At 65.1% G+C, this 22154-nt stretch carries 20 protein-coding genes; 14 read left to right on the top strand and 6 right to left on the bottom strand.

Annotated features, from left to right (window positions below):
- Positions 1 to 14 precede the first annotated feature (14 nt).
- Positions 15 to 932, bottom strand: coding sequence for a LysR family transcriptional regulator (locus tag U4Y88_RS03095; protein ID WP_224009958.1), 918 nt, complete (start codon positions 930 to 932; stop codon positions 15 to 17).
- Between the two features lie 197 nt (positions 933 to 1129).
- Here U4Y88_RS03095 and U4Y88_RS03090 point away from each other — a divergent pair, with 197 nt between their 5' ends.
- The 7 genes from U4Y88_RS03090 to benD all read left to right on the top strand — a co-directional run bounded on the left by U4Y88_RS03090 (position 1130) and on the right by benD (position 7481).
- Entirely contained in the window at positions 1130 to 2266 is a 1137-nt protein-coding gene (locus U4Y88_RS03090) for a muconate/chloromuconate family cycloisomerase (RefSeq protein WP_321782252.1), read from the top strand.
- Between the two features lie 42 nt (positions 2267 to 2308).
- A complete protein-coding gene (gene catC / locus U4Y88_RS03085; RefSeq protein WP_224009961.1) occupies positions 2309 to 2599 on the top strand; it encodes a muconolactone Delta-isomerase in 291 nt (96 codons plus the stop codon).
- Between the two features lie 111 nt (positions 2600 to 2710).
- Complete coding sequence (gene catA / locus U4Y88_RS03080; protein WP_224009963.1) at positions 2711 to 3646, top strand: catechol 1,2-dioxygenase; 936 nt, start codon at positions 2711 to 2713, stop codon at positions 3644 to 3646.
- A 116-nt stretch (positions 3647 to 3762) separates the two neighbouring features.
- A complete protein-coding gene (locus U4Y88_RS03075) occupies positions 3763 to 5121 on the top strand; it encodes a Rieske 2Fe-2S domain-containing protein (protein ID WP_321782167.1) in 1359 nt (452 codons plus the stop codon).
- Positions 5118 to 5606 (top strand): benzoate 1,2-dioxygenase small subunit, encoded by a 489-nt coding sequence (gene benB, locus U4Y88_RS03070; protein WP_224009967.1) that lies wholly within the window; start codon positions 5118 to 5120, stop codon positions 5604 to 5606. The genes U4Y88_RS03075 and benB overlap by 4 nt, the downstream gene beginning before the upstream one ends.
- 40 nt (positions 5607 to 5646) lie before the next feature.
- Positions 5647 to 6696 (top strand): benzoate 1,2-dioxygenase electron transfer component BenC, encoded by a 1050-nt coding sequence (gene benC / locus U4Y88_RS03065; RefSeq protein ID WP_321782165.1) that lies wholly within the window; start codon positions 5647 to 5649, stop codon positions 6694 to 6696.
- Positions 6693 to 7481 carry a benzoate diol dehydrogenase BenD gene (benD, locus tag U4Y88_RS03060; RefSeq protein WP_310630541.1) on the top strand — a complete coding sequence of 263 codons (789 nt, stop codon included), beginning with the start codon at positions 6693 to 6695 and terminating at the stop codon, positions 7479 to 7481. The genes benC and benD overlap by 4 nt, the downstream gene beginning before the upstream one ends.
- Before the next feature lie 22 nt (positions 7482 to 7503).
- On the opposite strand, the gene U4Y88_RS03055 is transcribed toward benD, so the two are convergent.
- A complete protein-coding gene (locus tag U4Y88_RS03055; protein ID WP_321782163.1) occupies positions 7504 to 7965 on the bottom strand; it encodes a hypothetical protein in 462 nt (153 codons plus the stop codon).
- A 175-nt stretch (positions 7966 to 8140) separates the two neighbouring features.
- On the opposite strand from U4Y88_RS03055, the gene U4Y88_RS03050 reads away from it, so the two are divergent.
- From U4Y88_RS03050 to U4Y88_RS03040, 3 genes are all read left to right on the top strand, one after another.
- Entirely contained in the window at positions 8141 to 8587 is a 447-nt protein-coding gene (locus U4Y88_RS03050) for a MarR family transcriptional regulator (protein ID WP_321782161.1), read from the top strand.
- Positions 8588 to 8649: 62 nt separating this feature from the next.
- Positions 8650 to 9933, top strand: a complete 1284-nt coding sequence (locus U4Y88_RS03045) for a M20 family metallopeptidase (protein ID WP_224009977.1) — start codon at positions 8650 to 8652, stop codon at positions 9931 to 9933.
- 32 nt (positions 9934 to 9965) lie between these two features.
- Positions 9966 to 10643, top strand: coding sequence for a trimeric intracellular cation channel family protein (locus tag U4Y88_RS03040; protein WP_310633858.1), 678 nt, complete (start codon positions 9966 to 9968; stop codon positions 10641 to 10643).
- 10 nt (positions 10644 to 10653) lie between these two features.
- On the opposite strand, the gene U4Y88_RS03035 is transcribed toward U4Y88_RS03040, so the two are convergent.
- From U4Y88_RS03035 to U4Y88_RS03020, 4 genes are all read right to left on the bottom strand, one after another.
- A complete protein-coding gene (locus tag U4Y88_RS03035; RefSeq protein ID WP_321782159.1) occupies positions 10654 to 12009 on the bottom strand; it encodes an MFS transporter in 1356 nt (451 codons plus the stop codon).
- Positions 12010 to 12105: 96 nt separating this feature from the next.
- Positions 12106 to 12528, bottom strand: coding sequence for a BON domain-containing protein (locus U4Y88_RS03030; protein ID WP_321782157.1), 423 nt, complete (start codon positions 12526 to 12528; stop codon positions 12106 to 12108).
- Positions 12529 to 12560: 32 nt separating this feature from the next.
- Positions 12561 to 13778 carry a porin gene (locus tag U4Y88_RS03025; protein ID WP_321782155.1) on the bottom strand — a complete coding sequence of 406 codons (1218 nt, stop codon included), beginning with the start codon at positions 13776 to 13778 and terminating at the stop codon, positions 12561 to 12563.
- A gap of 180 nt (positions 13779 to 13958) precedes the next feature.
- The gene (locus tag U4Y88_RS03020) at positions 13959 to 15179 is read right to left on the bottom strand and encodes a M20 aminoacylase family protein (protein WP_321782153.1); all 1221 of its coding nucleotides are present in this window, start codon (positions 15177 to 15179) and stop codon (positions 13959 to 13961) included.
- Between the two features lie 154 nt (positions 15180 to 15333).
- Between U4Y88_RS03020 and U4Y88_RS03015 the strand changes: the two genes are divergently transcribed.
- The 4 genes from U4Y88_RS03015 (at position 15334) to U4Y88_RS03000 (ending at position 22154) form a co-directional block, all read left to right on the top strand.
- Positions 15334 to 16269, top strand: coding sequence for a LysR family transcriptional regulator (locus U4Y88_RS03015; protein WP_321782151.1), 936 nt, complete (start codon positions 15334 to 15336; stop codon positions 16267 to 16269).
- Positions 16270 to 16846: 577 nt separating this feature from the next.
- Positions 16847 to 17950: a porin gene (locus U4Y88_RS03010; RefSeq protein ID WP_224009989.1), complete on the top strand. Its 1104-nt coding sequence runs from the start codon at positions 16847 to 16849 to the stop codon at positions 17948 to 17950.
- Positions 17951 to 18106: 156 nt separating this feature from the next.
- The gene (locus tag U4Y88_RS03005; protein WP_321782149.1) at positions 18107 to 20638 is read left to right on the top strand and encodes a glucose/quinate/shikimate family membrane-bound PQQ-dependent dehydrogenase; all 2532 of its coding nucleotides are present in this window, start codon (positions 18107 to 18109) and stop codon (positions 20636 to 20638) included.
- A gap of 523 nt (positions 20639 to 21161) precedes the next feature.
- Positions 21162 to 22154 carry a porin gene (locus tag U4Y88_RS03000; protein WP_310629989.1) on the top strand — a complete coding sequence of 331 codons (993 nt, stop codon included), beginning with the start codon at positions 21162 to 21164 and terminating at the stop codon, positions 22152 to 22154.

Here is a 22154-nt window from a genome sequence, read left to right as displayed (position 1 = left end):
AATCGCCCGCATGCTCAACGCGCCGCCGGCGCCACGTGTTCCATTTTCGCTTCGCCGTAGAGCACGTAGATCAGCTCCAGCATGCGGCGAATATCTTCCGATTCGTCGAGCATGCGCATGCTCATGATGACGGGCGAAACGAGCTGCTTGTCGTCGAGATCCTTGTACGAGACGTCGTCGCGCTTGAGTCCGTAGACGCTGCTCGGCACGATCGAAATGCCTTCGCCCGCCGCCACGAGCCCTAGCGCGATCTGCAGTTCGCGCGCTTCGTAAATGCGCATCGGTTCGAGCCCGCGATCGTGAAAACCCGCGAGCACCTGATCGGCGTAACTCGGACGCGGCTGCTTGGGAAAGATGATGATGGTCTCGTTGAGCAGGTCGTGCAGCGAGAGTTCCGGCTTCGCGTCGATCAGCGGATGCCCGAGCGGCAGCGCCACGATCATGCGCTCCTCGCGCAGCACCACGCGGCGAATGCTCGGATCTTCGAGCCGGATGCGCCCGAACCCCACATCGATACGGCCTTCCTTGAGCGCCTTGATCTGATCCATCGTGGACATTTCCACGAGGCTCAGTTCGACCGCGCCATTCTCCTGGCGAAAGCGCCGGATGATCTTCGGCAGCATGCCGTACAGCGTCGAGCCGACGAAACCCACCGTGAGCCCGCGCTCGATCTTGCCGACGCGCCGCGTCATCGATTCGAGTTCGGTGGTTTGCGCGAGCAGTTGCACCGCGTGCTGATAGAAGAAGCGCCCGGTGTCGGTGAGCTTGAGCGGTCGCGAGTCGCGCTCGAACAGTTGCACGCCGAGCAGTTCTTCAAGCTGCTGGATCTGCCGCGACAGCGGCGGTTGCGCGATATGCAGCCGCTGCGCGGCGCGCGTGAAATTGCGCTCCTCGGCCACGGCCACGAAGTAGCGCAGATGTCTCAGTTCCATATTGCCCGCCTGCCTGATTTGCTCGCCCGCCATACCTCGCGAGCATGAATTTACCTGTCATATACGGGTTTTCCCTCGTATTTACGATAATAACTATACCCCAAAGGTATGAAGCCGCAGCCCGAAAAGTATTGGACGGTCCCTTTGGGCGACGCGTATAAATCCATTCCATGAACTCCACTCCTGCCGTTGCCGCCATGAATTACGCGACGATCGAACGTATCGAAACCTCTCTCGTCGATCTGCCGACGATCCGCCCGCACAAGCTCTCGGTCGCCACCATGCACGGCCAGACGCTGATGCTCGTCAAGGTGTTTTGCAGCGACGGCGTGATCGGCGTGGGCGAGGGCACGACCATCGCGGGCATGGCCTACGGCCCGGAAAGCCCCGAAGCGATGAAGCTCGCGATCGACGCGTACTTCGCGCCCGCCATGATCGGCCAGGACGCCACGCGCATTCAGGCCCTGATGGCGCATCTCGGCAAGCTCGTGAAGGTCACGCACTTCGCCAAGAGCGCGCTCGAAACCGCCTTGCTCGACGCGCAGGGCAAGCGCCTTGGCGTGCCCGTGAGCGAGTTGCTCGGCGGCCGCCGCCGCGATCGTCTGCCGGTGGCGTGGACGCTCGCGTCGGGCGACACGACCAGGGACATCGCCGAAGCCGAAGCGATGCTCGAAGCGCGCCGTCATCGCGTGTTCAAGCTGAAGATCGGCGCGAAGGCGCTCAAGACCGATATCGAGCACGTCGCGCAGATCAAGCGCGCGCTCGGCGACCGCGCGGCGGTGCGCGTCGACGTGAACATGGCGTGGAGCGAAACGCAGGCGGCCTGGGCGATTCCGGCGCTCGCCGACGCGGGCTGCGAACTGGTCGAGCAGCCGGTGGCTTCGGCAGCGGCGCTCGCGCGCCTGATGCGCCGTTTCCCGATCGCGCTGATGGCCGACGAAATCCTGCAAGGCCCGGAAAGCGCCTTCGAGATCGCGAAGCAGCACGGCGCGGATGTCTTCGCGATCAAGATCGAACAAAGCGGCGGGCTCTTTGCGGCGCAACGCGTGGCGACGATCGCCGACGCGGCCGGCATCGAACTGTACGGCGGCACCATGCTCGAAGGCGCGTTCAGCACGGCGGCCTCGGCCCATCTGTTCGCCAGTTTCGCCAATTTACAGTGGGGCACCGAATTGTTCGGCCCGCTGCTCATCACCGAGGAAATTCTGACCCAGCCGCTCGATTACAGCGATTTCGAATTGACCGTGCCGACCGGCCCGGGACTCGGTATCGAGCTGGACGAAGCGAAGGTCAAGCGATTCACGCGCGACGGTCTTATCAAAGTCACGCGCTAAATCGCGCTATCCCGTTACAGATTGCAGATAAAGGATTCAACGATGCTTTTCCAGGTACGCATGGACGTGAAGATTCCGGCCGATATGCCCGCCGACGTCGCCAACGAAATCAAGGCGCGCGAAAAGGCTTATTCGCAGGATCTGCAACGTAGCGGCAAGTGGCGCCATATCTGGCGTGTCGTGGGCGAATACGCGAATTACAGCATTTTCGACGTCGAAAGCAATGCGGAACTGCACGACATTCTCACCGCCTTGCCGCTGTTTCCGTATATGGACATTTCGGTGACGCCGCTGTGCCGTCATCCGTCGTCGATTCGCGATAACGATATTTGAGTCGGAGTTGAAGACCGGGCTGCAACATCGATAGCCCCATTCCTTATTAGAGGGCGCCCACGCCCCATTGAAAATTTTCCCCCGCTAAAAGATTAAGTGGAGACAGTGATCATGAACGTGAAAGTGTTCGACACGAAAGAAGTGCAGGACCTGCTCAAGGCCGCGACCAACGCGGAAGGCGCAGGCGGCAATGCGCGTTTCAAGCAGGTGCTCAGCCGCCTGCTGGGCGATCTGTTCAAGGCCATCGACGACCTCGACATCACGCCCGACGAAGTCTGGGCCGGTATCCATTATCTGAACAAACTCGGCCAGGACGGCGAGGCGGCGCTGCTGGCGGCCGGCCTCGGTCTGGAAAAGTATCTCGACATCCGCATGGACGCCGCCGATAAAGCGGCCGGCATCGAAGGCGGCACGCCGCGCACGATCGAAGGCCCGCTCTACGTGGCCGGCGCACCGGTGCGCGAGGGCGTCTCGAAGATCGACCTGAACCCCGACGCCGAAGCCGGCCCGCTCGTCATTCACGGCACCGTGACCGGCCCGGACGGCAAGCCGGTGGCGGGCGCGGTGGTCGAATGCTGGCACGCCAATTCGAAGGGCTTTTATTCGCACTTCGACCCGACGGGCGCGCAGGACGACTTCAATCTGCGCGGCGCGGTGCGCACCGGCGCGGACGGCAAGTACGAAATCCGCACGCTGATGCCCGTGGGTTACGGCTGCCCGCCGCAAGGCGCGACGCAGCAGTTGCTCGACGCCGTCGCGCGTCACGGCAATCGCCCGGCGCACGTGCACTTCTTCGTCACCAGCGAAGGCCACCGCAAGCTCACGACGCAATTCAATATCGAAGGCGATCCGCTGATCTGGGACGACTTCGCCTACGCCACGCGCGAGGAACTGATTCCTCACGTCGTCGACAAGACCGGCGGCGCGTCGCTGGGCCTGAAGGCCGACGCCTACAAGTCGATTGCGTTCGACTTTTCCCTGACCACGCTCGTGCAGGGTAAGGACAACCAGATCGTCAACCGCCCGCGCGCAGCCGCGACGGCGTAATCGCCCGCCAGCGCGACGGTGCTACGCCACCGTCGCCGCCGGGTTCCCGCGAGATTCAATGCACACCGATGCGCGAAAGCCGTGCAGGAGCTTGCTCGCGCCTACGGAGAGAAACCATGTCCGCCACCATCGACAAAGCCAACGAACTGGAACACCTGTTAGCCACTGCGGTGCAGGACGACAAGCAAGCCGGTGTGTACCGTTGCCGTCGCGATATCTTCACGAATGCCGCGTTGTTCGATCTGGAGATGAAACACATCTTCGAGAGCAACTGGGTTTATCTGGCGCACGAAAGCCAGGTGCCGAACAACAACGATTACTACACCACGTGGATCGGCCGCCAGCCGGTGGTCGTCACGCGCGATAAAACCGGCGAGTTGAACGCCATCATCAATGCCTGCGCGCACAAGGGCGCGATGCTGTGCCGCCGCAAGCACGGCAACAAGGGCAGTTTTACGTGTCCTTTCCACGGCTGGACGTTTGCCAATACCGGCAAATTGCTGAAAGTGAAGGACGAAAAGACCACCGAATATCCGGTGCAATTCAATAAGAACGGCTCGCACGATCTGAAGAGAGTCGCGCGATTCCAGAACTATCGCGGCTTCCTGTTCGGCAGTCTCAACGCGGATGTGATGCCGCTCGAAGATTATCTGGGCGAAGCGCGCGTGATCATCGACCAGATCGTGGATCAGGCCGCGCAAGGGCTCGAAGTGCTGCGCGGCAATTCCTCGTATGTCTACGAAGGCAACTGGAAAATGCAGATGGAAAACGGCTGCGACGGTTATCACGTCAGCACCGTGCACTGGAATTACGCCGCCACGATGGGCCGCCGCAAGGAAGACGGCACGCAGGCCGTCGATGCGAATAGCTGGAGCAAATCGATCGCGGGCGTGTATGGCTTCGATCACGGCCATATTCTGCTGTGGACCAACACGATGAATCCCGAAGTTCGCCCGGTTTATCGCCAGCGCGACGAAATCAAGGCGCGCGTGGGCGAAACGAAGGCCGATTTCATCGTCAATCAAACGCGCAATCTGTGTCTCTATCCGAACGTGTTTCTGATGGATCAGTTCAGCACGCAAATTCGCGTGGTGCGTCCGATCAGCGTCGATAAAACCGAGGTATCGATTTTCTGTTTCGCGCCGAAAGGCGAGAGCGCCGAAGACCGCGCCACGCGCATTCGTCAATACGAAGACTTTTTCAACGTCTCCGGCATGGGTACGGCCGACGATCTGGAAGAGTTTCGCGCCTGCCAGAACGGTTATGCGGGCACCACGGCGCTCTGGAACGATCTCTCGCGCGGCGCGCCGCTGTGGGTCGAAGGCGCCGACGATAACGCCAGAAAGATGGGCCTGAATCCGCTGATTTCCGGCGAACGCAGCGAAGACGAAGGCTTGTTCGTGGTGCAGCACGAATACTGGGTGCGCGTGATGCGCGACGCGCTCAAGAAGGAAAGCGAGGAGTTGCCGGTATGAGCATCGATTATCAAACGATTTGCGCGACGCTCTATCGCGAAGCGCGTTTTCTCGACGACCGGCAGTGGGACGAATGGCTGGCCTGTTACGCGGACGATGTCACCTACTGGATGCCCGCCTGGGACGACGACGATCAATTGACCGACGACCACGAAAGCCAGGTGTCGCTGATGTATTACCCGGATCGAGGCGGACTCGAAGATCGCGTGTTCCGCATCAAGACGGAGCGCAGCGGCGCTTCGATGCCGGAGCCGCGCACGGGCCACAACGTCACGAACGTGGAAGTGCTGGCCGATCGCGGCGACGAAGTGGACGTGCGCTACAACTTTCACACGCTAAATCATCGCTACAAGGTCACCGATCATTTCTTCGGCACCATGTTCGTGACCTTGCGCCGTTCGGGCGATCAATTACTGATTGCCTATAAAAAGATCGTGTTGAAAAACGACTATATCCGGCAAGTGCTCGACGTGTATCACGTGTGATGTCGGGCGCAACGTATCAGAGGCAGTAAAGGAGGTTCCCATGTCCAGTTTCAAGATTGCGCTGAATTTCGAAGACGGCGTCACGCGGTTCATCGACTGCAAGGCCGGAGAGAAAGTGCTCGACGCCGCGTTTCGCGCGAAGATCAATTTGCCGATGGATTGCTCCGATGGCGTTTGCGGCACCTGTAAATGCCGCGCCGAAAGCGGCAGTTACGATCTCGGCGACGACTATATCGAAGACGCGCTCAGCGACGACGAAAAAGACGGCGGCCTCGTGCTCACGTGCCAGATGGTGCCGCAAAGCGATTGCGTGATTGCGATTCCCAGTTCGTCCACGGCGTGCAAGACGGGGCAGAGCCAGTTCGCCGCCACGGTCACGAAAGTCGAGCAACATAATGACGCCGCCGTGGTGCTCGAAATGGACGTGGACGCCAATGCGCCCGTATTCCTGCCCGGTCAATATGTGAATATCGACGTGCCGGGCAGCGGCCAGCATCGCTCGTATTCGTTTTCTTCCGCGCCTGGCGAATCGAAAATCAGTTTCCTGATCAAAAAGATTCCCGGCGGCGTGATGAGCACGTGGCTCGAAAGCGCGCAAGCGGGCGATAAACTGAATCTGCAAGGTCCGCTCGGCAGTTTTTATTTGCGCGACGTGCAGCGCCCGCTACTGTTTCTCGCGGGCGGCACGGGACTCGCGCCGTTCCTTTCGATGCTCGAAGTGCTGGCGCGTACGCATGCGCAACAGCAGGTGCATCTGATTTACGGCGTCACGCGTGATCTCGATCTCGTGCAGGTCGAAGCCATCGAGGCGTATCGCGCGAAGCTGCCGAATTTCACTTATTCGACCGTCGTGGCCGAAGCGGAATCGACGCATCCGCGCAAAGGCTGGGTCACGCAGCATATTCCGGCCAATGCGCTCAACGATGGCGATGTCGACGTCTACCTCTGCGGGCCGCCGCCGATGGTCGACGCCGTGCGCAAGTATTTCGACGACGAAGGCGTGAAGCCCCACAGCTTCCACTACGAGAAGTTCACGCCTAATGCCACCACTGCCACCACCGGCACGAACGTTACGGCGAAGGCGGCGTGATGAGACAACGATTCGCAGGCAAGGTCGTGGTCGTCACGGGCGCGGCGCAGGGCATCGGCATGGGCGTGGCGCTGCGTGCGGCCGCGGAGGGCGGCAAGGTGGTGTTCGTCGATCGCGCGGTGTTCGTCGCCGAAGTGGCGGCGCAGGCGCAAGCCGAACGGGCCGATGCGCAAACGGCGGCTTTCGTCGCCGACCTCGAAACCTACGAGGGCGCGCACGCGGCGATGGCGTTCGCCGCGCAACGGTTCGGCGGCATCGACATTCTGATCAACGGCGTGGGCGGCGCGATCCGCATGCGTCCGTACGCGGAATTCGAGCCCGCGCAAATCGACGCGGAAATCCGCCGCTCGCTGATGCCCACGCTCTATACATGCCACGCCGTGCTGCCGCATTTGCTCGAGCGCGGCGGCGGCACCATCGTGAACGTCTCGTCGAACGCGACGCGCGGCATCCGGCGCGTGCCGTATTCGGCGGCCAAGGGCGGCGTCAACGCGCTGACGCAATCGCTGGCGATGGAATACGCGCCGCAGAATATTCGCGTGGTCGCCGCCGCGCCGGGCGGCACCAGCGCGCCGCCGCGCCGCGTGCCGCGCAACGCGGCGGGCGATACCGAGCAGGAAAAGGCGTGGATGGACGAAGCCGTGCAGCAGGTCACGGAATCGACTTTCTTCAAGCGCTACGGCACGCTCGACGAGCAGATCGCGCCGATCCTGTTTCTCGCGTCCGACGAGGCCAGCTATATCACCGGCGCAGTGCTGCCGGTGGCGGGCGGCGATAACGGTTGAACGCGCCTGATGGCCGCGAGCGCTACAGCTTCGGGCAAGAGAACACGTTCAAAGGCGGCGTATCGATGCCCGGTTTGCCGTCGTTCGCGGGCGTGCCTTGCGGCGGCGTCGAAATCAGGCGCACGCCGTTTGGCGCGGCGTTCGCGAGTGCGTATTTTTCCGCACTCGCGGGAGCTGAACCGGCGGGTTGCCCGGTCGGCTGCCAATACGCGCGATAGAGCGCGCCGTCGTGAAAGAGCAGCAATTTGCCGTGCGCGGTCTGGCCGCCGCTATTGAAATCGACGGGCTCGCCGTCACGCAGCACGAAGTGCGCGTCGGGGCCGCCAGGGCCGCTGAGCTTGCCGCACAGCGGCCCGGTGGTGGTGGTGGGCGTGGCGTCGCCAGATGTGCCAGACATATCGGCGGCGCACGCGGGCGCGATGGCGAGCCCAACCGCGCTCGCGCACCAGCACGCGCTCAGCGCCAGCTTCCAGGACGCTTTCATGGCGACCTCGCATCGGGAAAGGCAATCTATCCGATCAGCAATCGCCATGCCGCGCCGCTGCATCGGCGTTATTCATCCGGCACTTTAATCGGCTCATCCAGATAGTTGAAATTTTCAACTATTTGACTATACTCCGATGCGTTGCCGGTTCGCCGGCCATGCAGCGGGAGCGCGCGTGTCATCCGGTCAGTATTCCGATTTCCTCACCTTCAGGCTCGACCTCACGAGCGCCTTGCTCAGCGAGCGCGCCAATGCCGTGTATCGCGAGCGCTGGGGGCTCGACGTGCGCGCGCTGCGTGTGCTGCGCATCGTCTGCGCGGAGCCGGGCGTCACGCCGAAAGCCGTCTCGCAGCGCGCGCTGATCGAAAAAACCCTGTTGTCGAAAACGCTCGCCGAACTGGAGTCGCGCGGCCTGATCGGCCGCGACACGCACGCCGACGACCGCCGCAGCGTCGCGTTGCGCGGCACGCCCGAAGGGCAGAAGGTCGCGAAGGCATCGGCGAAAGCCGGGGCCGCGCTCGAAGCCGAACTCGCCGTCGCGCTGACCGAGGCCGAGCGCAAGACGCTCGACCGCCTGCTCGGCAAGCTGTCGGACAGCCTGCTCGACGGCGCATCCGCTTGACGCCCCACGCTGCGTCCCCATCCGCCATCCCGTATCCGAAGCCGTCATTGAAGGAGCCGCCCATGTCCATTCCGGTCGCCACCCCGCTCGTCGAAACCGTCGCGCCTGCCGTCGACGCCTTGCTGCCCGAACTCGAAGCCGTCTACAAGGATCTGCACCAGCATCCCGAACTCTCGATGCAGGAATTCCGCACCGCGAAGATCGCCGCCGATTACGTGGAAGCGCTGGGCTACGAAGTCACGCGCGAAGTGGGCGTGACCGGCGTGGTGGCGATCCTGCGCAACGGCGAAGGCCCGACCGTGATGCTGCGCGCCGACATGGACGCGCTGCCCGTGACCGAAGCGACCGGCCTGCCGTATGCGAGCAGCGTCACCGCAAAGGACGACGAGGGCGTGCAGGTGGGCGTCGCGCACGCTTGCGGCCACGATCTGCACGTGACCTGGCTGATGGGCGCGGCGCGGCTGTTCGCGCAGCATCGCGACGCGTGGCGCGGCACGCTGATGTGCGTGTTCCAGCCCGGCGAGGAGGTCGGGCGCGGCGCGCGCAGCATGATCGACGACGGCATGATCGCGCGCTTCCCGAAGCCCGACGTGATCCTCGGCCAGCACGTGATGGTGGGCGCGGCGGGCACGGTCGGCTATCGCAGCGGCACGATTCTCTCGGCGGGCGACAGCCTCAAGGTCAAGCTGTTCGGGCGCGGCTCGCACGGCTCGCAGCCGCAGACCTCGATCGATCCCGTCATCATGGCGGCCTCGACCACGCTGCGCCTGCAGACCATCGTCTCGCGCGAGATCTCGCCGCGCGACAGCGCCGTGCTCACGGTGGGCGCGCTGCAGGCGGGCACGAAGGAAAACATCATCCCCGACGACGCCACGCTCAAGCTCAACATGCGCACCTACGACGAGGACGTGCGCGAATACATGCTGGGCGCGATCCGCCGCATCTGCTGCGCCGAGTGCATGGCCTCGAACGCGCCGCGCGAGCCGGAATTCACGACGCTGTCGAGCTATCCGCTGACCGTCAACGACGACGCCACCACGGCGCGTCTGCGCACCGCGTTCGAAGCGCGTTTCGGCGCGCGCGCCTACGAAACGCAGCCCGCGGCGGCGAGCGAGGACTTCAGCGTGTTCGGCCGCGAATGGGGCGTGCCGTACGCGTTCTGGTTCATCGGCGGCACCGATCCCGAGACCTTCGAGCAGGCGAAGGCCGCGAAGAAAATCAACGAGATTCCGAGCAACCATTCGCCGAAGTTCGCGCCGGTGCTCGACGGCACCTTGCGCACCGGCCTCGAAGCGATGTTGTGCGCGGCCGCCGCGTGGCTCGGCCACGAAAGCGAGGCCGCGTGAGCATGGCGCTGGGCGCGCACGTGGGCGCGCATATGAACGCCCACACGGCGTATACGGTGCTCGATCTGATCGGCACGTTCGCCTTCGCGATCTCGGGCGCCGTGGCCGCGCGGCAGCGGCGGCTCGACCTGTTCGGCATCGTCGTGGTGACGTTCATGGTGGCGTGCGGCGGCGGCATCGTGCGCGATGTCTGCATCGGCGCGATTCCGCCTGCGGGGCTGTCGAACTGGGCCTATCTCGCGGTCTCGCTGGCCGCGGCGGGGCTGACCATCGCGGCTTATCCGCAGGTGCGGCGGCTGCGCCATCCGGTGCTGTTCTTCGACGCGATCGGGCTCGGCCTGTTCGCGGTCGCAGGCGCGCAGAAAACGTGGATCTGGACCAATAGCGCGGAGACCGCCATCGTGCTCGGCATGGTGAGCGCCGTGGGCGGCGGCGTGCTGCGCGATATTCTGCTCTCGCGCGTGCCCGCGATTCTCGAACGCGAGATCTACGCGTCGGCGGCGCTGCTGGGCGCGGCGGTGCAGATGGGGCTCACGTACTTCGACTGGTCGTCGTTCTGGACGCCGTGGGTGGCAACTATCGCCTGCGTGGCGCTGCGGCTCGCGTCGCTTTACTACGGCTGGCGTCTGCCGGTGTTTCAGACGCGCGATCTGGTGAAGAAGCCACCGCGCAACACGGCGGCCGACGAGGCGTCGCGCGACGCGAGGTGAAGCGGCGCGTTCAGCGCGCCGTGCGGGGCTTTTCCTCGAACAGCATCAAACCCACGAGGCTGATGATCCCGCAGCCGAACACGTACCACGCGGGCGCGTAGAAACTGCCCGTCGCGCGCCACAACGCGCCGACGGCCAGTTGCGCGAAACCGCCGAACAGCGTCACGCCCACCGCGTAGATGATGCCGAGCGACGTCGCCCGTACTTCGGGCCGCAACGCTTCGAGCATCATCAGGAAACCCGCCGGGCTCGTGAGCGTCATCAGGCCGATCAGTACGAGCACGACCGCCAGCACCGTGCCCACCGCAGGCCACGCGGCAATCGCCGCGAAGGCCGGAAACAGCAGCGCGAGCGAAACGAGCGAACCGGCCGCCAGTAGCGGCTTGCGGCGCGTCACGCGGTCCGCGAGCCGCCCCGCGAACGGCGAACCCACCAGCAGCACCACGCCCGCCGCGCAGCCGCTAGCCGAGGCGGCCGCCGTCGGCATATGCAGCGTCAGCGCGAGAAACGCGGGCAGGAAGAACACGATGGTGTACATCGTGCCGGTCGCGCCGATCACGAGCATCGTGCCCGCCACGATCTGGCGCAGCGGCAGTGCGCGGCGCACCGGCGCGGCGTGGGATTTTGCCTGGGCGTTCGAATCCGCAGCAGATGAAGCAGACGCAGCGGCATGCGCAGGCAAGGTATCGTCCAGACGCGCGCGCAGCCAGAAGCCCACCGGCCCGATCGCAAGGCCGATCAGAAACGGCACGCGCCAGCCCCACGTCACCAGTTGCTCGTGCGTCAGCGACTTCGAGAGCAGCACGGCGATCAATGCACCCGCGAGCGCCGCGCCGCCCTGGCTCGCCATCTGCCAGCTCACCAGCACGCCGCGCCGGCCCTCGCGGCCCGACTCCATCAGCAGCGTGGTCGCCGCGCCCACTTCGCCGCCCGCCGAAAAACCTTGCAGCAAGCGTCCGAGCACGATCAGCGCAGGCGCGGCGAGGCCGATCTGCGCATACGTGGGCGCGAGGCCGATCAGCCCGGTGCCGAGCGCCATCAGCAGCACGGTGAGGATCAGCGCGGGCTTGCGTCCCGCGCGGTCCGCATACGCGCCGATCAGCACGCCGCCGAGCGGACGCACGACGAAGCCCACGCCGAAGGTCGCGAGCGACATCATCAGCGAGGTGAGGGCGTCGTGCGCCGGAAAGAACAACTGGCCGATGAGCGCCGAAAAGAAGCTGTAGACGGTGAAGTCGAAGAACTCCAGGCCGTTGCCGAGCGCGGCGGCGAGCACCATCGTGCGGCTCGTGCGCGCGGCGGGCGTGACTGAGGTGGCGGGCGTGGCGCTGGCCGCGCCGGACGCGCGTTCGTGTGCGACGTTCATGATGAAACCTTGATCGGATGACCGGATGACAAGACCGGCGAGGCCGCCGGGTTGAAGCCGGCGCGGTGCGTACGCCGCGCCGTTGAGGCGATTACGTCACTGACTGCCCTTGATACTTTCGCCGTCGCGGATGGTGATCTTCGTCGTCACCGAGCGCACGCCGCTCACGCCTTGCGCGATCGACACCGCGAAGTCGATCTGCTTCGCGTCGGCGACCACGCCCGTGAGGGTCACGTCGCCGTCGTGCGCGCGCACGCGGATAAAGCTCGCCTTGAGGCCCTGCTTGCGCGCCGCGCGCAGCGCGTGACGCACGTCGCCGGCGAGCGCGCGGTCGGCGGCTTTGGTCGATGCCGCGTTCGTCTGGGTTTGCGGGTGCGTTTGCGGCTGAGTTTGCGGATTCGTCGAAGCCGCATCGGCCTGCGCCGCGCTGCCGCCCTGGGCGTGGGCGCTCAGGCTCGCCGTTATCGTCGCGATGCAGAATGCGGCGGCGGCCACGCGCGCAAGGGTTCGCTGTTTCATCTCATCTCTCCACGGTTGTTATCGATCGGCGCTCAGAACTTGTGATACATGCCCACGAGCACGAGGTGCGGCGACTGATACGAGGTCGTGCCCTCGGAGCTCGTATAGCTCGTCGCGATGTTGTCGACGGTCGGCTGCATCGTCGGATACTTGCCGTAGGTCGGCGTGGTGCCGGTGTTGTGGATCAGCGAGCCGCGCACGTAGAGCGCGGTGCGTTTCGAGAGGTTGTAGTCGTAGCCGAGCGTCACGCCGTACGAATGGCTGCCCGCGCCGGCCACGCCGCGATACGCGAGTTCCATGCGGAAGTCGTTGCGTTGCAGATAGCGGTAAAGCGCGCCGAGCGTGTAGAGCGAGGCCACGCGGTCGCCTTCGAGACGCGGCGCGAGGAAGCTGTAGCCCGCCGACAGCACGTAGTTGCCGCGGTCGTAGAGCAGGCCCGCCGCGAAGTTGTCGGTGCGCACGTACTGCGAGGTCGTGAGCGCGTTCAGTGCGTAATTGCCGACGTAACTCAGCGTGCCGAACAGATGGCCGTCGAAGTAATTGAGCGCGAGCGCCTTGGTCTGGATGGTCGGCGCGGTCGAGCCCGAGTCGTGCAGCGAGAGCGCCACCTGCGCGTTGAGCGGCCCGAACCACGGCGACGAATAGCTGACCGCGTTGGTGAGGCGGCTCGCCTCGTAGCTCGCGCCGGGGCCTAGATCGTAGGTCCACGCCGTGAGATACGCGACCGTGGAGACGGTGCCCACCTGGCCGAACACGTCGACGAACAGCGGCACGCCCACATCGTCCTGCAAGCCGAATTTCAGCTCGCCCGTTTTCGACGAACCGATGCCCACCCACGCCTCGCGGTTGAAGATCGTGTTCGCCGTGCCCAGTTTGCCGGTGGCCGCGTCGAAGCCGTTTTCGAGCGCGAAGCGCACGCGATAGCCGCCGCCCAGATCTTCCACGCCATAGAGGCCGATCTTCGAAGTCCACTCGCCGCCGCTTTGCTGCACGTAGGCCGTCTGCGCGCCCTTGGTGAAGCCGATCGCCTGGTCGACGGTGCCGTAGAGGCGCACGCCGGGCGTGTAGGCGCCGGTCGTCGCGTACGGAACGCCCTGGAAATAGTCGAGGAGAAACAGATCCGAGGTCTGCGCGTGCGCCGCGTGCGAGGCGCCGCCGAGCGCCGTGGCGCAGGCCAGAATCCGCGCGGCGCGCGTGGTCCGCGCGCGCCGTGGTTCGCGGGAAGGCGACGTGTTGCTGCTTGCTGACATTGTTATTAACTCTTCAGGTTGGTCAGAAACTGCGGGGGAACTTCGGGGAAACGGCGGGAAAGCGGCGCGCGCAAGCGAGAAGAAGGGCGCGGCGCCGCCTTCGGTCCATCGATCAGGAATCCATAGCGATATCGGCTGAGCCGCGCGAACGCGGCCTCATACGCGGCCTCGCGGTTAAGGTCAGCCCGCGCGCAAATAGCGCTGCGTGAGCGCGACGAACCACGCCGCGCCGTAGGCGAGCGCGTCGTCGTTGAAGTCGTAGCCGGGGTTGTGCACCGAGCAGCCGCCCACGCTGCCCACGCCGTTGCCGATCAGCACGTAGCAGCCCGGACGCACCTCGGTCATCCAGGAGAAGTCCTCGCTGCCCATCACGGCGTCGGTCATCATCGTCAGGCCGCGCGGGCCGACCAGCGACTCGATCGCGTCGATGGCGAGCAGCGTGGCGTTGCGCTCGTTCACGAGCGGGCGCGAGATCGCCTGATAGTCGACGGTGGCCGTCGCGCCATACGACTGCGCCTGCAACTCGGCGATCGCGCGGATGCGCGCTTCGAGCAGATCGCGCGTCTCGCTGTCGAGCGCGCGCACGGACAATTGCAGCGTGGCCGTTTCGGGAATCACGTTGCCCGCCTTGCCCGCGTGGATCGCGCCGACCGTCACCACGGCGGCGCGCGTGGGCTCGACGTTGCGCGCGACGATGCTCTGCAAGGCCATCACGATGCTCGCCGCCGCCACCACGGGATCGAAGCCCAGATGCGGCATCGCGCCGTGCGCGCCGCGCCCGCTGACGGTAATCGTCACCGAGTCCGACGAGGCGAGCATGCAGCCGTGGCGCAGCGCGAAGTGACCGACGGGCACGCCCGGCGCGTTGTGCAGCGCGAACACCTGATCGCAGGGGAAGCGCTCGAACAGGCCGTCGGCGATCATTTTCGAGGCGCCGCCCAGGCCTTCCTCGGCGGGCTGGAAGATCACGTTGAGCGTGCCGTCGAAGTCGGCCGTGGCGAGGTGATGCGCGGCCGCCAGCAGTGTGGCCGTGTGACCGTCGTGGCCGCAGGCGTGCATGGTGTGCTCGACGGTGCTCGCGTAGGGCAGGCCGGTGCTTTCCTGGATCGGCAGCGCGTCCATGTCGGCGCGCAGCCCGATCGTGCGCGCCGAGCCGCCGCGCCGCAGACGCCCGACTACGCCCGTGCCGCCCACGCCCGTCGTCACTTCGTAGCCCCATTCGGCGAGCTTTTCAGCGACGATGCGCGCCGTGCGCGTCTCCGCGAAGCCCAGCTCCGGATGCGCATGAATATCGTGGCGAATCGCAACGAATGGCTGCTGTTGTGCGCGGATGGCGTCGATCAGCGCGGCGCGCTCGGGAGCGGTCGTGGTCGGGAGGTTCTGTTGAGTCGGCTGCGTCATGGTCTCGTCCTGATGTTTTCTGGTGTTTCCAGATGTTCCGGTGCGGGCGGCCGCGCGATGCGCCGGCCTCTGGAACCACAGACTAAGGACGATCGATCGAAATAAAAAAGCAAAAATCGGCATGTCGATAACCGATGGTAATATCCACCGCATCATGAAAATCCACCAACTGAGAGCGCTGGTCGAAATCGCGGCCACGGGCACCATCAACGGCGCCGCGCGGCGGCTGCACGTGACGCAGCCCGCGATCACCAAGGCCGTGCGCGATCTGGAGGATGAATGCGGCGTGCGCCTGTTCGAGCGCAATCCGTGGGGCGTCGTGCCGACGGCCGAGGGCGAGGCGCTGTTGCGGCGCTCGCGCACGGTGCTGCGCGAACTGGAGCGCGCCGAGGAAGATCTCGCGCAGCTGAAAGGCCAGCGCGAAGGGCGGCTGGTGATCGGCGTGACGCCCATCGCGGGCACGGCCGGTCTCGCCGATGCCTTCGTCGACTTCCGGCGGCATTGGCCGCTCGTGACCGTGGAGTTTCGCGAACTCGGCTTCAACCAGTTGCATGAGCAACTGAGCAACCGCACGCTCGATCTCGCGTTCGCGGCGTTTCCGGCCAATCCCGCCGAGTCGGACCCGGAAGCGGTCAAGACACTGTTCGCCTTCGATTCCGTGTTCGTGACGCGTGCGCAGGGCGCGTTCGCGCACGCGACTTCGCTCGCGCAATTGCAGGACGCCGAGTGGATCCACGCCGACGCCACCGATCATTACCCCGAGCGCATCCGCGCGATGTTCGAGCACGAAGGGCTTGCGCCGCCGCGCCGCGTCACGCGCTGCACGTCGTATGGTCTGCTGTATGGTCTCGCGCTGAGCAACGACGCCGTATTCGCCTGGACGCGCCACACGCTCGAAACGGTGGAACTGGGCCGCGCGTTCGTCGAGCTCGCGCTGCCGCAACGTCCGCCGCCGTTGCAGCTTTATCTGTACTCGCCGCCCGAGGCGCAGCTCACGAAACCGGCGGAATATTTCGTCGACTGCATTCTCACCGTGGCCGCCGAGCGCGCCCGCACGGGCAAGGGCGGCACGCGCCTGAGCGGGGCCTGAAATCCCGGTTGAAATCCCGGCCGATATTCCGGTGCAATTCCGCTGCAATCGCACTGCTATTTAATTCGCTAGCTAAATCGATACTTGGCTAGACGCCGCGTTTTTTGCGCCGCGCAATCAGTTTTATCTGCTTCATTCGCGCCATTCGCATGACGTATCGCGAGCCGCCACGGCTTCGCGACACGCGCTTTCTCATCGCTATTGAAATCAAAAAGTAAGGTTCGCGACGCGCTATACATGCGCGTCCGTATGTCCGTGCACGCCCGCTGCGTGCGGGTTTTGCCCAATTGCGCAATTTTCAATGCACATTTTGCCGCAGGCTGTTATAGTCGCGCCCCGCTGCAACCCGCCAGAAAGCACCTTTCCGGATGACGCGCTATATTTTTTAGACGCCATGTGCCTGGCCGGTTCGCATTGCACCCCCTGCGTTGCCGCCGGGCGCCGCGTAAAGCAACCCTGCGGTGCGGATGAATCGGCCTGTTTGCGTCTCTCGCCCCTGTCTGGTCAGGCACGGCGGGAAGCGCCCGGACGGCACGGACAAACGACAAACGAAAGAAGAATCCACCTGGGAGCTGACGTGAAATATCAACTGGGCGCACTCGTGCTGCTCGCAGCGAGCTCGGCTGCATCGGCGCAATCGAGCGTGACGCTGTACGGCCGCGTGGACGGCGGCATCGAATATCTGAATCACATCGCGAACGGCAGCGGCGGCTCGTCGAACCGATGGAGCGCGGAAGGCGGCGACTGGGGCACCAGCATGCTCGGCATGAAGGGCACCGAGGATCTGGGCGGCGGCACCACCGCGCTGTTCGACCTCGAAACCGCGCTGCAGATCATGAACGGCACCTCGGGCGGCGGCAAGCTGTTCTCGCGCCGCGCGTATGTCGGTTTGAAGAACGACACCTGGGGGCAAATCCAGGCCGGTCGCAACCTCTTCATCGACAGCGACGGCGTCTGGGAATTCGATCCGTTCGTGCAGCAGGCCGTGTCGTCGGCCTCGCTCGTGCGCGGCCGCAACTGGCAGCAGACCAGCAATAACGTCGAGTACCACAGCCCGGTGTGGAACGGCTTCGACGTGCAAGGCCAGTACGCGTTCGGCAACCAGACGAGCGGCTTCAACAATGGCGCGGACGGCGACTTCGGCCGCTCGGACGGCGTGATGCTCTCGTACCACTCGACGCTGTTCGACGTGCGCGGCATCTACGACGAGCTGCGCGACTCCAACGGCCGCTTCTCCAACATCTTCACCTCGTCGCGCGAATACTTCGTGGGCGGCAACCTGCATCTGGAGAAGTGGAAGATCCAGGCGGCCTACACGCACTACAGCGCGCCGGATTCGCCGGTGGGCGTGGCCGATACGGCCGATCACTACTGGCTCGGCGCCACCTATCAGGCCACGCCGAAGTGGGCCGTCACGGCGGCGGGCTTCTACATTCATGTGGGCGAGGGCAGCGGCGACATTTCGCACGACCCGGGCAGCCACGCGATGCTGTACGCGCTCGGCACGACCTACAACCTGAGCAAGCGCACTTTCCTGTACGGCACCGTCGCGTACGTGGACAACAGCAAGAACGGCAATTTCTCGGTGTTCGCGACGTCGCGCGATTCGAGTTCGCCGACCAGCCCGAACGTGGGCGAGTCGCAGACCGGCGCGTACATCGGGATGATGCACGTCTTCTAAAGGCTTATTTCGCGGAGGTTTTTTCCGCATTGCCAGCCACTGCGCGCGTAGCGCAGCGGCTGGACGACTCGCCGGTGTTCGCGCCGGCGCGCCTCGCCGCCGGCATCGTGTGACAGACGCTGTGGGCGGCGTCCTCAAAAGAAGGTTGAGATCATCATGTCCAGATCCAGAGAATCATCATCGCCGGGGTTCATCGGCGTCATCACCCTGCTATTTATTGCGCTCACCTCGCTCTATCTGCTGATAGGCGGCGCGTACCTGCTCTCGCTCGGCGGCTCGGCGTACTACGTCGTGACCGGCGTCGTGCTGCTGGCCGTCACGTGGCTGCTGTATCGCCGCCGCGCCACCGCGCTCGTGCTCTACGCGCTCGTGCTCGTCGGCACCGCGATCTGGTCGCTGTGGGAGTCGGGTCCCGACTTCTGGGCGCTCGCGCCGCGTTCGGGCGTGCTCGTCGTGTTCGGCGTGTGGCTGCTGCTGCTCGTGAGCTGGCGTCTCGAAGCGCCGCGCAAGCTCGGCGTGCAGACGCTCGTCGGCTCGCTCGTGATCTGGGCGGGCGTGCTCGTGTACGCCTGCTTCAACGATCCGCAGACGATCAACGGCACGCTGAATGCGTCGACCGGCACGCCGGCCGCGCACGTCGACGGCATCCCCGCGTCCGACTGGCCCGCCTATGGCCGCGACCAGCGCGGTACGCGCTACTCGCCGCTGCAGACCATCACGCCCGATAACGTGAAGAACCTGCAGGTGGCCTGGACCTTCCGCACGGGCGACATGAAAGGCCCGAACGATCCGGGCGAGATCACGAACGAGGTCACGCCGATCAAGATCGGCGATCTGCTCTACCTGTGCTCGCCGCACCAGATCCTGTTCGCGCTCGACGCGCAAAGCGGCAAGCTCAAGTGGAAGTTCGATCCGAAGCTCCAGCCGGACCCGTCCTTCCAGCACGTGACCTGCCGTGGCGTGTCGTATGTCGACCTGTCGGCGAGCAACGCGACGGCGGACGCGGCGGCACCGGCTGAAGCCGCGGCCGCTTCGGATGCTGCTGCATCGGCCACGACGGCGGCCGCTTCGGGCGCTTCGGCGACCGACGCTGCGCAAGCCACGCAAGCCGCCGCTCCGGCCAGCGACGCACCGGCCACGGTTGCCGCTGCGCCGGCCGCGAACGCCGCCTGCACGCGCCGCATCTATCTGCCGGTCAACGACGGCCACCTGTACGCGCTCGACGCGGAAACGGGCGAGCGCTGCTCGGAGTTCGGAAATAACGGCGACCTCGATCTGCAACACGCGATGCCGGTCACCACGCCGGGCATGTACGAACCGACGTCGCCGCCGGTCGTCACCAGCAAGGTGATCGTCGTGGCGGGCGCGGTCGAGGACAACTTCTCGAACCGTGAACCGTCGGGCGTGATCCGCGGCTTCGACGTGCGCACGGGCAAGCTCCTGTGGGCCTTCGATCCGGGCGCAGCCGATCCGAACAAGATCCCGGGTCCGGGCGAGCACTACACGTGGAACTCGCCGAACTCGTGGGCCCCGGCCGCCTACGACGCCAAGCTCGACATCGTCTATCTGCCGATGGGCGTGCGCACCCCGGACATCTGGGGCGGCGACCGCACGCCGGAGATGGAGCGCTTCGCGAGCGGCCTGCTCGCGCTGCACGCCTCGACCGGCAAGCTCGCCTGGTTCTACCAGACCGCGCACCATGACCTCTGGGACATGGACATGCCCTCGCAGCCGACGCTCGCGAACATCACCGACAAGGACGGCAAGACCGTGCCGGTCGTGTACGCACCGGCCAAGACCGGCAACCTGTTCGTGCTCGACCGCCGCACCGGTGAGACCGTCGTGCCCGCGCCCGAACTGCCGGTGCCGCAAGGCGCCGCGCCGGGCGATCACACGTCGCCGACGCAGCCGTTCTCCGAACTCACGTTCCGTCCGAAGAATCTCCTCACGGACAAGGACATGTGGGGCGCGACGATGTACGACCAGCTGGTCTGCCGCGTGATGTTCCACAAGCTGCGCTATGAAGGCACGTTCACGCCGCCTTCGCTGCAAGGCACGCTCGTGTTCCCGGGCAACCTGGGCATGTTCGAGTGGGGCGGCATTGCGCTCGACACGGATCGTCAGATCGCCATCGCCAACCCGATCGCGCTGCCGTTCGTCTCGCGCCTGATCCCGCGTGGTCCGGGCAATCCGCAGGAACCGGAACCGGGCGCGAAGGGCAGCGGCACGGAATCGGGCATCCAGCCGCAATACGGTATTCCGTTCGGCGTGACGCTCAACCCGTTCCTCTCGCCGTTCGGCCTGCCGTGCAAGCAGCCGGCATGGGGCTACATCTCGGCCGTCGATCTGAAGACCAACGAGATCGTCTGGAAGAAGCGTATCGGCACCGTGCGTGACAGCTCGCCGATCCCGCTGCCGTTCAAGATGGGCATGCCGATGCTGGGCGGCCCGATGGTGACGGCTGGCGGCGTGGCGTTCATCGGCGCGACGGCGGACAACTATATCCGCGGGTTCGACGTGAACAACGGCAAGCAGCTCTGGGAAGCCCGCCTGCCGGCAGGCGGCCAGGCGACGCCGATGACCTACTCGGTCAACGGCCGCCAGTTCGTGGTGATCGCCGCGGGCGGCCACGGTTCGTTCGGCACCAAGCTGGGCGACTACGTGATCGCTTACGCGCTGCCGCAGTAAGGGCAGGGCAGTGATGTGAGGCGCGGCGCGAGCCGGCCGGAACGCTCATCGAGCGTGACCGGCCGGGCGCGCCGCGCCTTTTTTTATGGGCTATTCCGCGATTGTGGTATTTGTACCAAACGGTTAATTCGCGAGTCTCGATGCGAAATTGCTGCGGTAAAATGCGGCGCTTTCCCGAAGGACTTCCGGGAGCCGATGCCACTATTCAGTAGTCGAAACGAGTCGTTTGATACGATGAGTCCGCTGGACCAGGCAGCATCTCCGGCCGCGTGAATCGCGCGGCCCGACATGCGGCTTCACCCGCCGCGCCCACCATGCTCACGGCGCGCCGCGCAGCCACACGCACGCGCCGTTTTTCTGTTTTCCCCGTATTTTTCCCGTTTTTTCCCGTATGCATTCAAGCTTCCGTGCGCCTTTCGGCCCGCACCGGTCTGCCTCACGCGCGCGCTTTTTCGGGCGCCGCCTGATGCCGCTCGCACCTTTCGCCCGCCTGGCACGGAACGCGCCGTGCGCCGGCATCGTCATGGCCGCGCTGGCGGTCCACGCGGGCGCCGCGCACGCGCAAAGCTCGGTCACGCTGTACGGCTCGATCGACACCAGCATCGAAGTCACCAATCCCGGCGCGGGCTATGTCGCGCGCATGGATTCGGGCGCGTATCGCGGCTCGCGCTTCGGTTTGCGCGGCGCGGAAGACATCGGTAACGGCGTGAAGATCCTGTTCGATCTGGAGAATGGTTTCGGCTCCACCGACGGCAGCTATGCCGTGGCCAATACGATCTTCAACCGCCAGGCGTGGATCGGCGTGGGCACGCCGTACGGCACGGTGCGCATGGGCCGCCAGTATTCGCCGATCTATATCCCGTTCAAGGGCGGGCTCGACGCGTTCGGCGCAGGCACCATCGCCTCGGGTTTGAACAATCTCTCGAAGATCACGCCGTACGAGAGCAACGCGATCACGTATCTGTCGCCGGAATATCACGGCTTCTCCACGACGATCATGGCCGCGCTGCGCAACGCGAGCGACGGCGACGGCAACGGCCTCGCCGGCCACATCGAAACCTTCGCGTACCACGACGGCCCGTTCCGCATCTCGTACGCGCATCAGCAGACGCACGGCTCGGGCGCGCTGCGCGCGAATCTCGGCGGCGTGTCCTACGTGTATGGTCCGGTCACGGGCTTCCTGTCGTTCTTCAACGGCGACGGCGGCACGCCGCGCTATCACAACGACGGCGTTTCGGTCTCCGCGCGCTATGCCGTGAGCGCGCGTTTTCGCGCCTCGCTCGGCTACACTTACATGCGTGACCGCTCGGGCGGCGACAACAACGCGGATCAGTTCAGCGCGGCCTGCGAGTACGATCTCTCGAAGCGCGTGCTGCTCTATGCGAGCGCGGGCTGGCTGCGCAATCACGGCGAGGGCGAGATGACGCTGCGCGGCGTGAACGTGACGGGTCTCACGCCATCGTGGCCGGGCGCGTCGGTGCGCGGCGTGCAGTTCGGCATGATCGACCACTTCTAG

This window comes from Paraburkholderia sp. J94 (assembly GCF_905220285.1).
Lineage (GTDB): Bacteria > Pseudomonadota > Gammaproteobacteria > Burkholderiales > Burkholderiaceae > Paraburkholderia > Paraburkholderia tropica_A.
Note: the sequence above shows the minus strand (reverse complement) of the source record. Positions and strands in the feature narration are given on the sequence as shown.

Bases quoted from the DNA above. Each gene is read 5' to 3' on its own strand.
- catA (WP_224009963.1), top strand. From the start codon at position 2,711: ATGAACGTGAAAGTGTTCGACACGAAAGAAGTGCAGGACCTGCTCAAG.
- catC (WP_224009961.1), top strand. From the start codon at position 2,309: ATGCTTTTCCAGGTACGCATGGACGTGAAGATTCCGGCCGATATGCCC.
- U4Y88_RS03030 (WP_321782157.1), bottom strand. From the start codon at position 12,528: ATGAAACAGCGAACCCTTGCGCGCGTGGCCGCCGCCGCATTCTGCATC.
- U4Y88_RS03075 (WP_321782167.1), top strand. From the start codon at position 3,763: ATGTCCGCCACCATCGACAAAGCCAACGAACTGGAACACCTGTTAGCC.
- U4Y88_RS03095 (WP_224009958.1), bottom strand. From the start codon at position 932: ATGGAACTGAGACATCTGCGCTACTTCGTGGCCGTGGCCGAGGAGCGC.
- U4Y88_RS03025 (WP_321782155.1), bottom strand. From the start codon at position 13,778: ATGTCAGCAAGCAGCAACACGTCGCCTTCCCGCGAACCACGGCGCGCG.
- benB (WP_224009967.1), top strand. From the start codon at position 5,118: ATGAGCATCGATTATCAAACGATTTGCGCGACGCTCTATCGCGAAGCG.
- U4Y88_RS03020 (WP_321782153.1), bottom strand. From the start codon at position 15,179: ATGACGCAGCCGACTCAACAGAACCTCCCGACCACGACCGCTCCCGAG.
- U4Y88_RS03005 (WP_321782149.1), top strand. From the start codon at position 18,107: ATGTCCAGATCCAGAGAATCATCATCGCCGGGGTTCATCGGCGTCATC.
- U4Y88_RS03090 (WP_321782252.1), top strand. From the start codon at position 1,130: ATGAATTACGCGACGATCGAACGTATCGAAACCTCTCTCGTCGATCTG.
- U4Y88_RS03015 (WP_321782151.1), top strand. From the start codon at position 15,334: ATGAAAATCCACCAACTGAGAGCGCTGGTCGAAATCGCGGCCACGGGC.
- U4Y88_RS03040 (WP_310633858.1), top strand. From the start codon at position 9,966: ATGAACGCCCACACGGCGTATACGGTGCTCGATCTGATCGGCACGTTC.
- U4Y88_RS03045 (WP_224009977.1), top strand. From the start codon at position 8,650: ATGTCCATTCCGGTCGCCACCCCGCTCGTCGAAACCGTCGCGCCTGCC.
- U4Y88_RS03000 (WP_310629989.1), top strand. From the start codon at position 21,162: ATGGCCGCGCTGGCGGTCCACGCGGGCGCCGCGCACGCGCAAAGCTCG.
- benC (WP_321782165.1), top strand. From the start codon at position 5,647: ATGTCCAGTTTCAAGATTGCGCTGAATTTCGAAGACGGCGTCACGCGG.
- U4Y88_RS03055 (WP_321782163.1), bottom strand. From the start codon at position 7,965: ATGAAAGCGTCCTGGAAGCTGGCGCTGAGCGCGTGCTGGTGCGCGAGC.
- U4Y88_RS03035 (WP_321782159.1), bottom strand. From the start codon at position 12,009: ATGAACGTCGCACACGAACGCGCGTCCGGCGCGGCCAGCGCCACGCCC.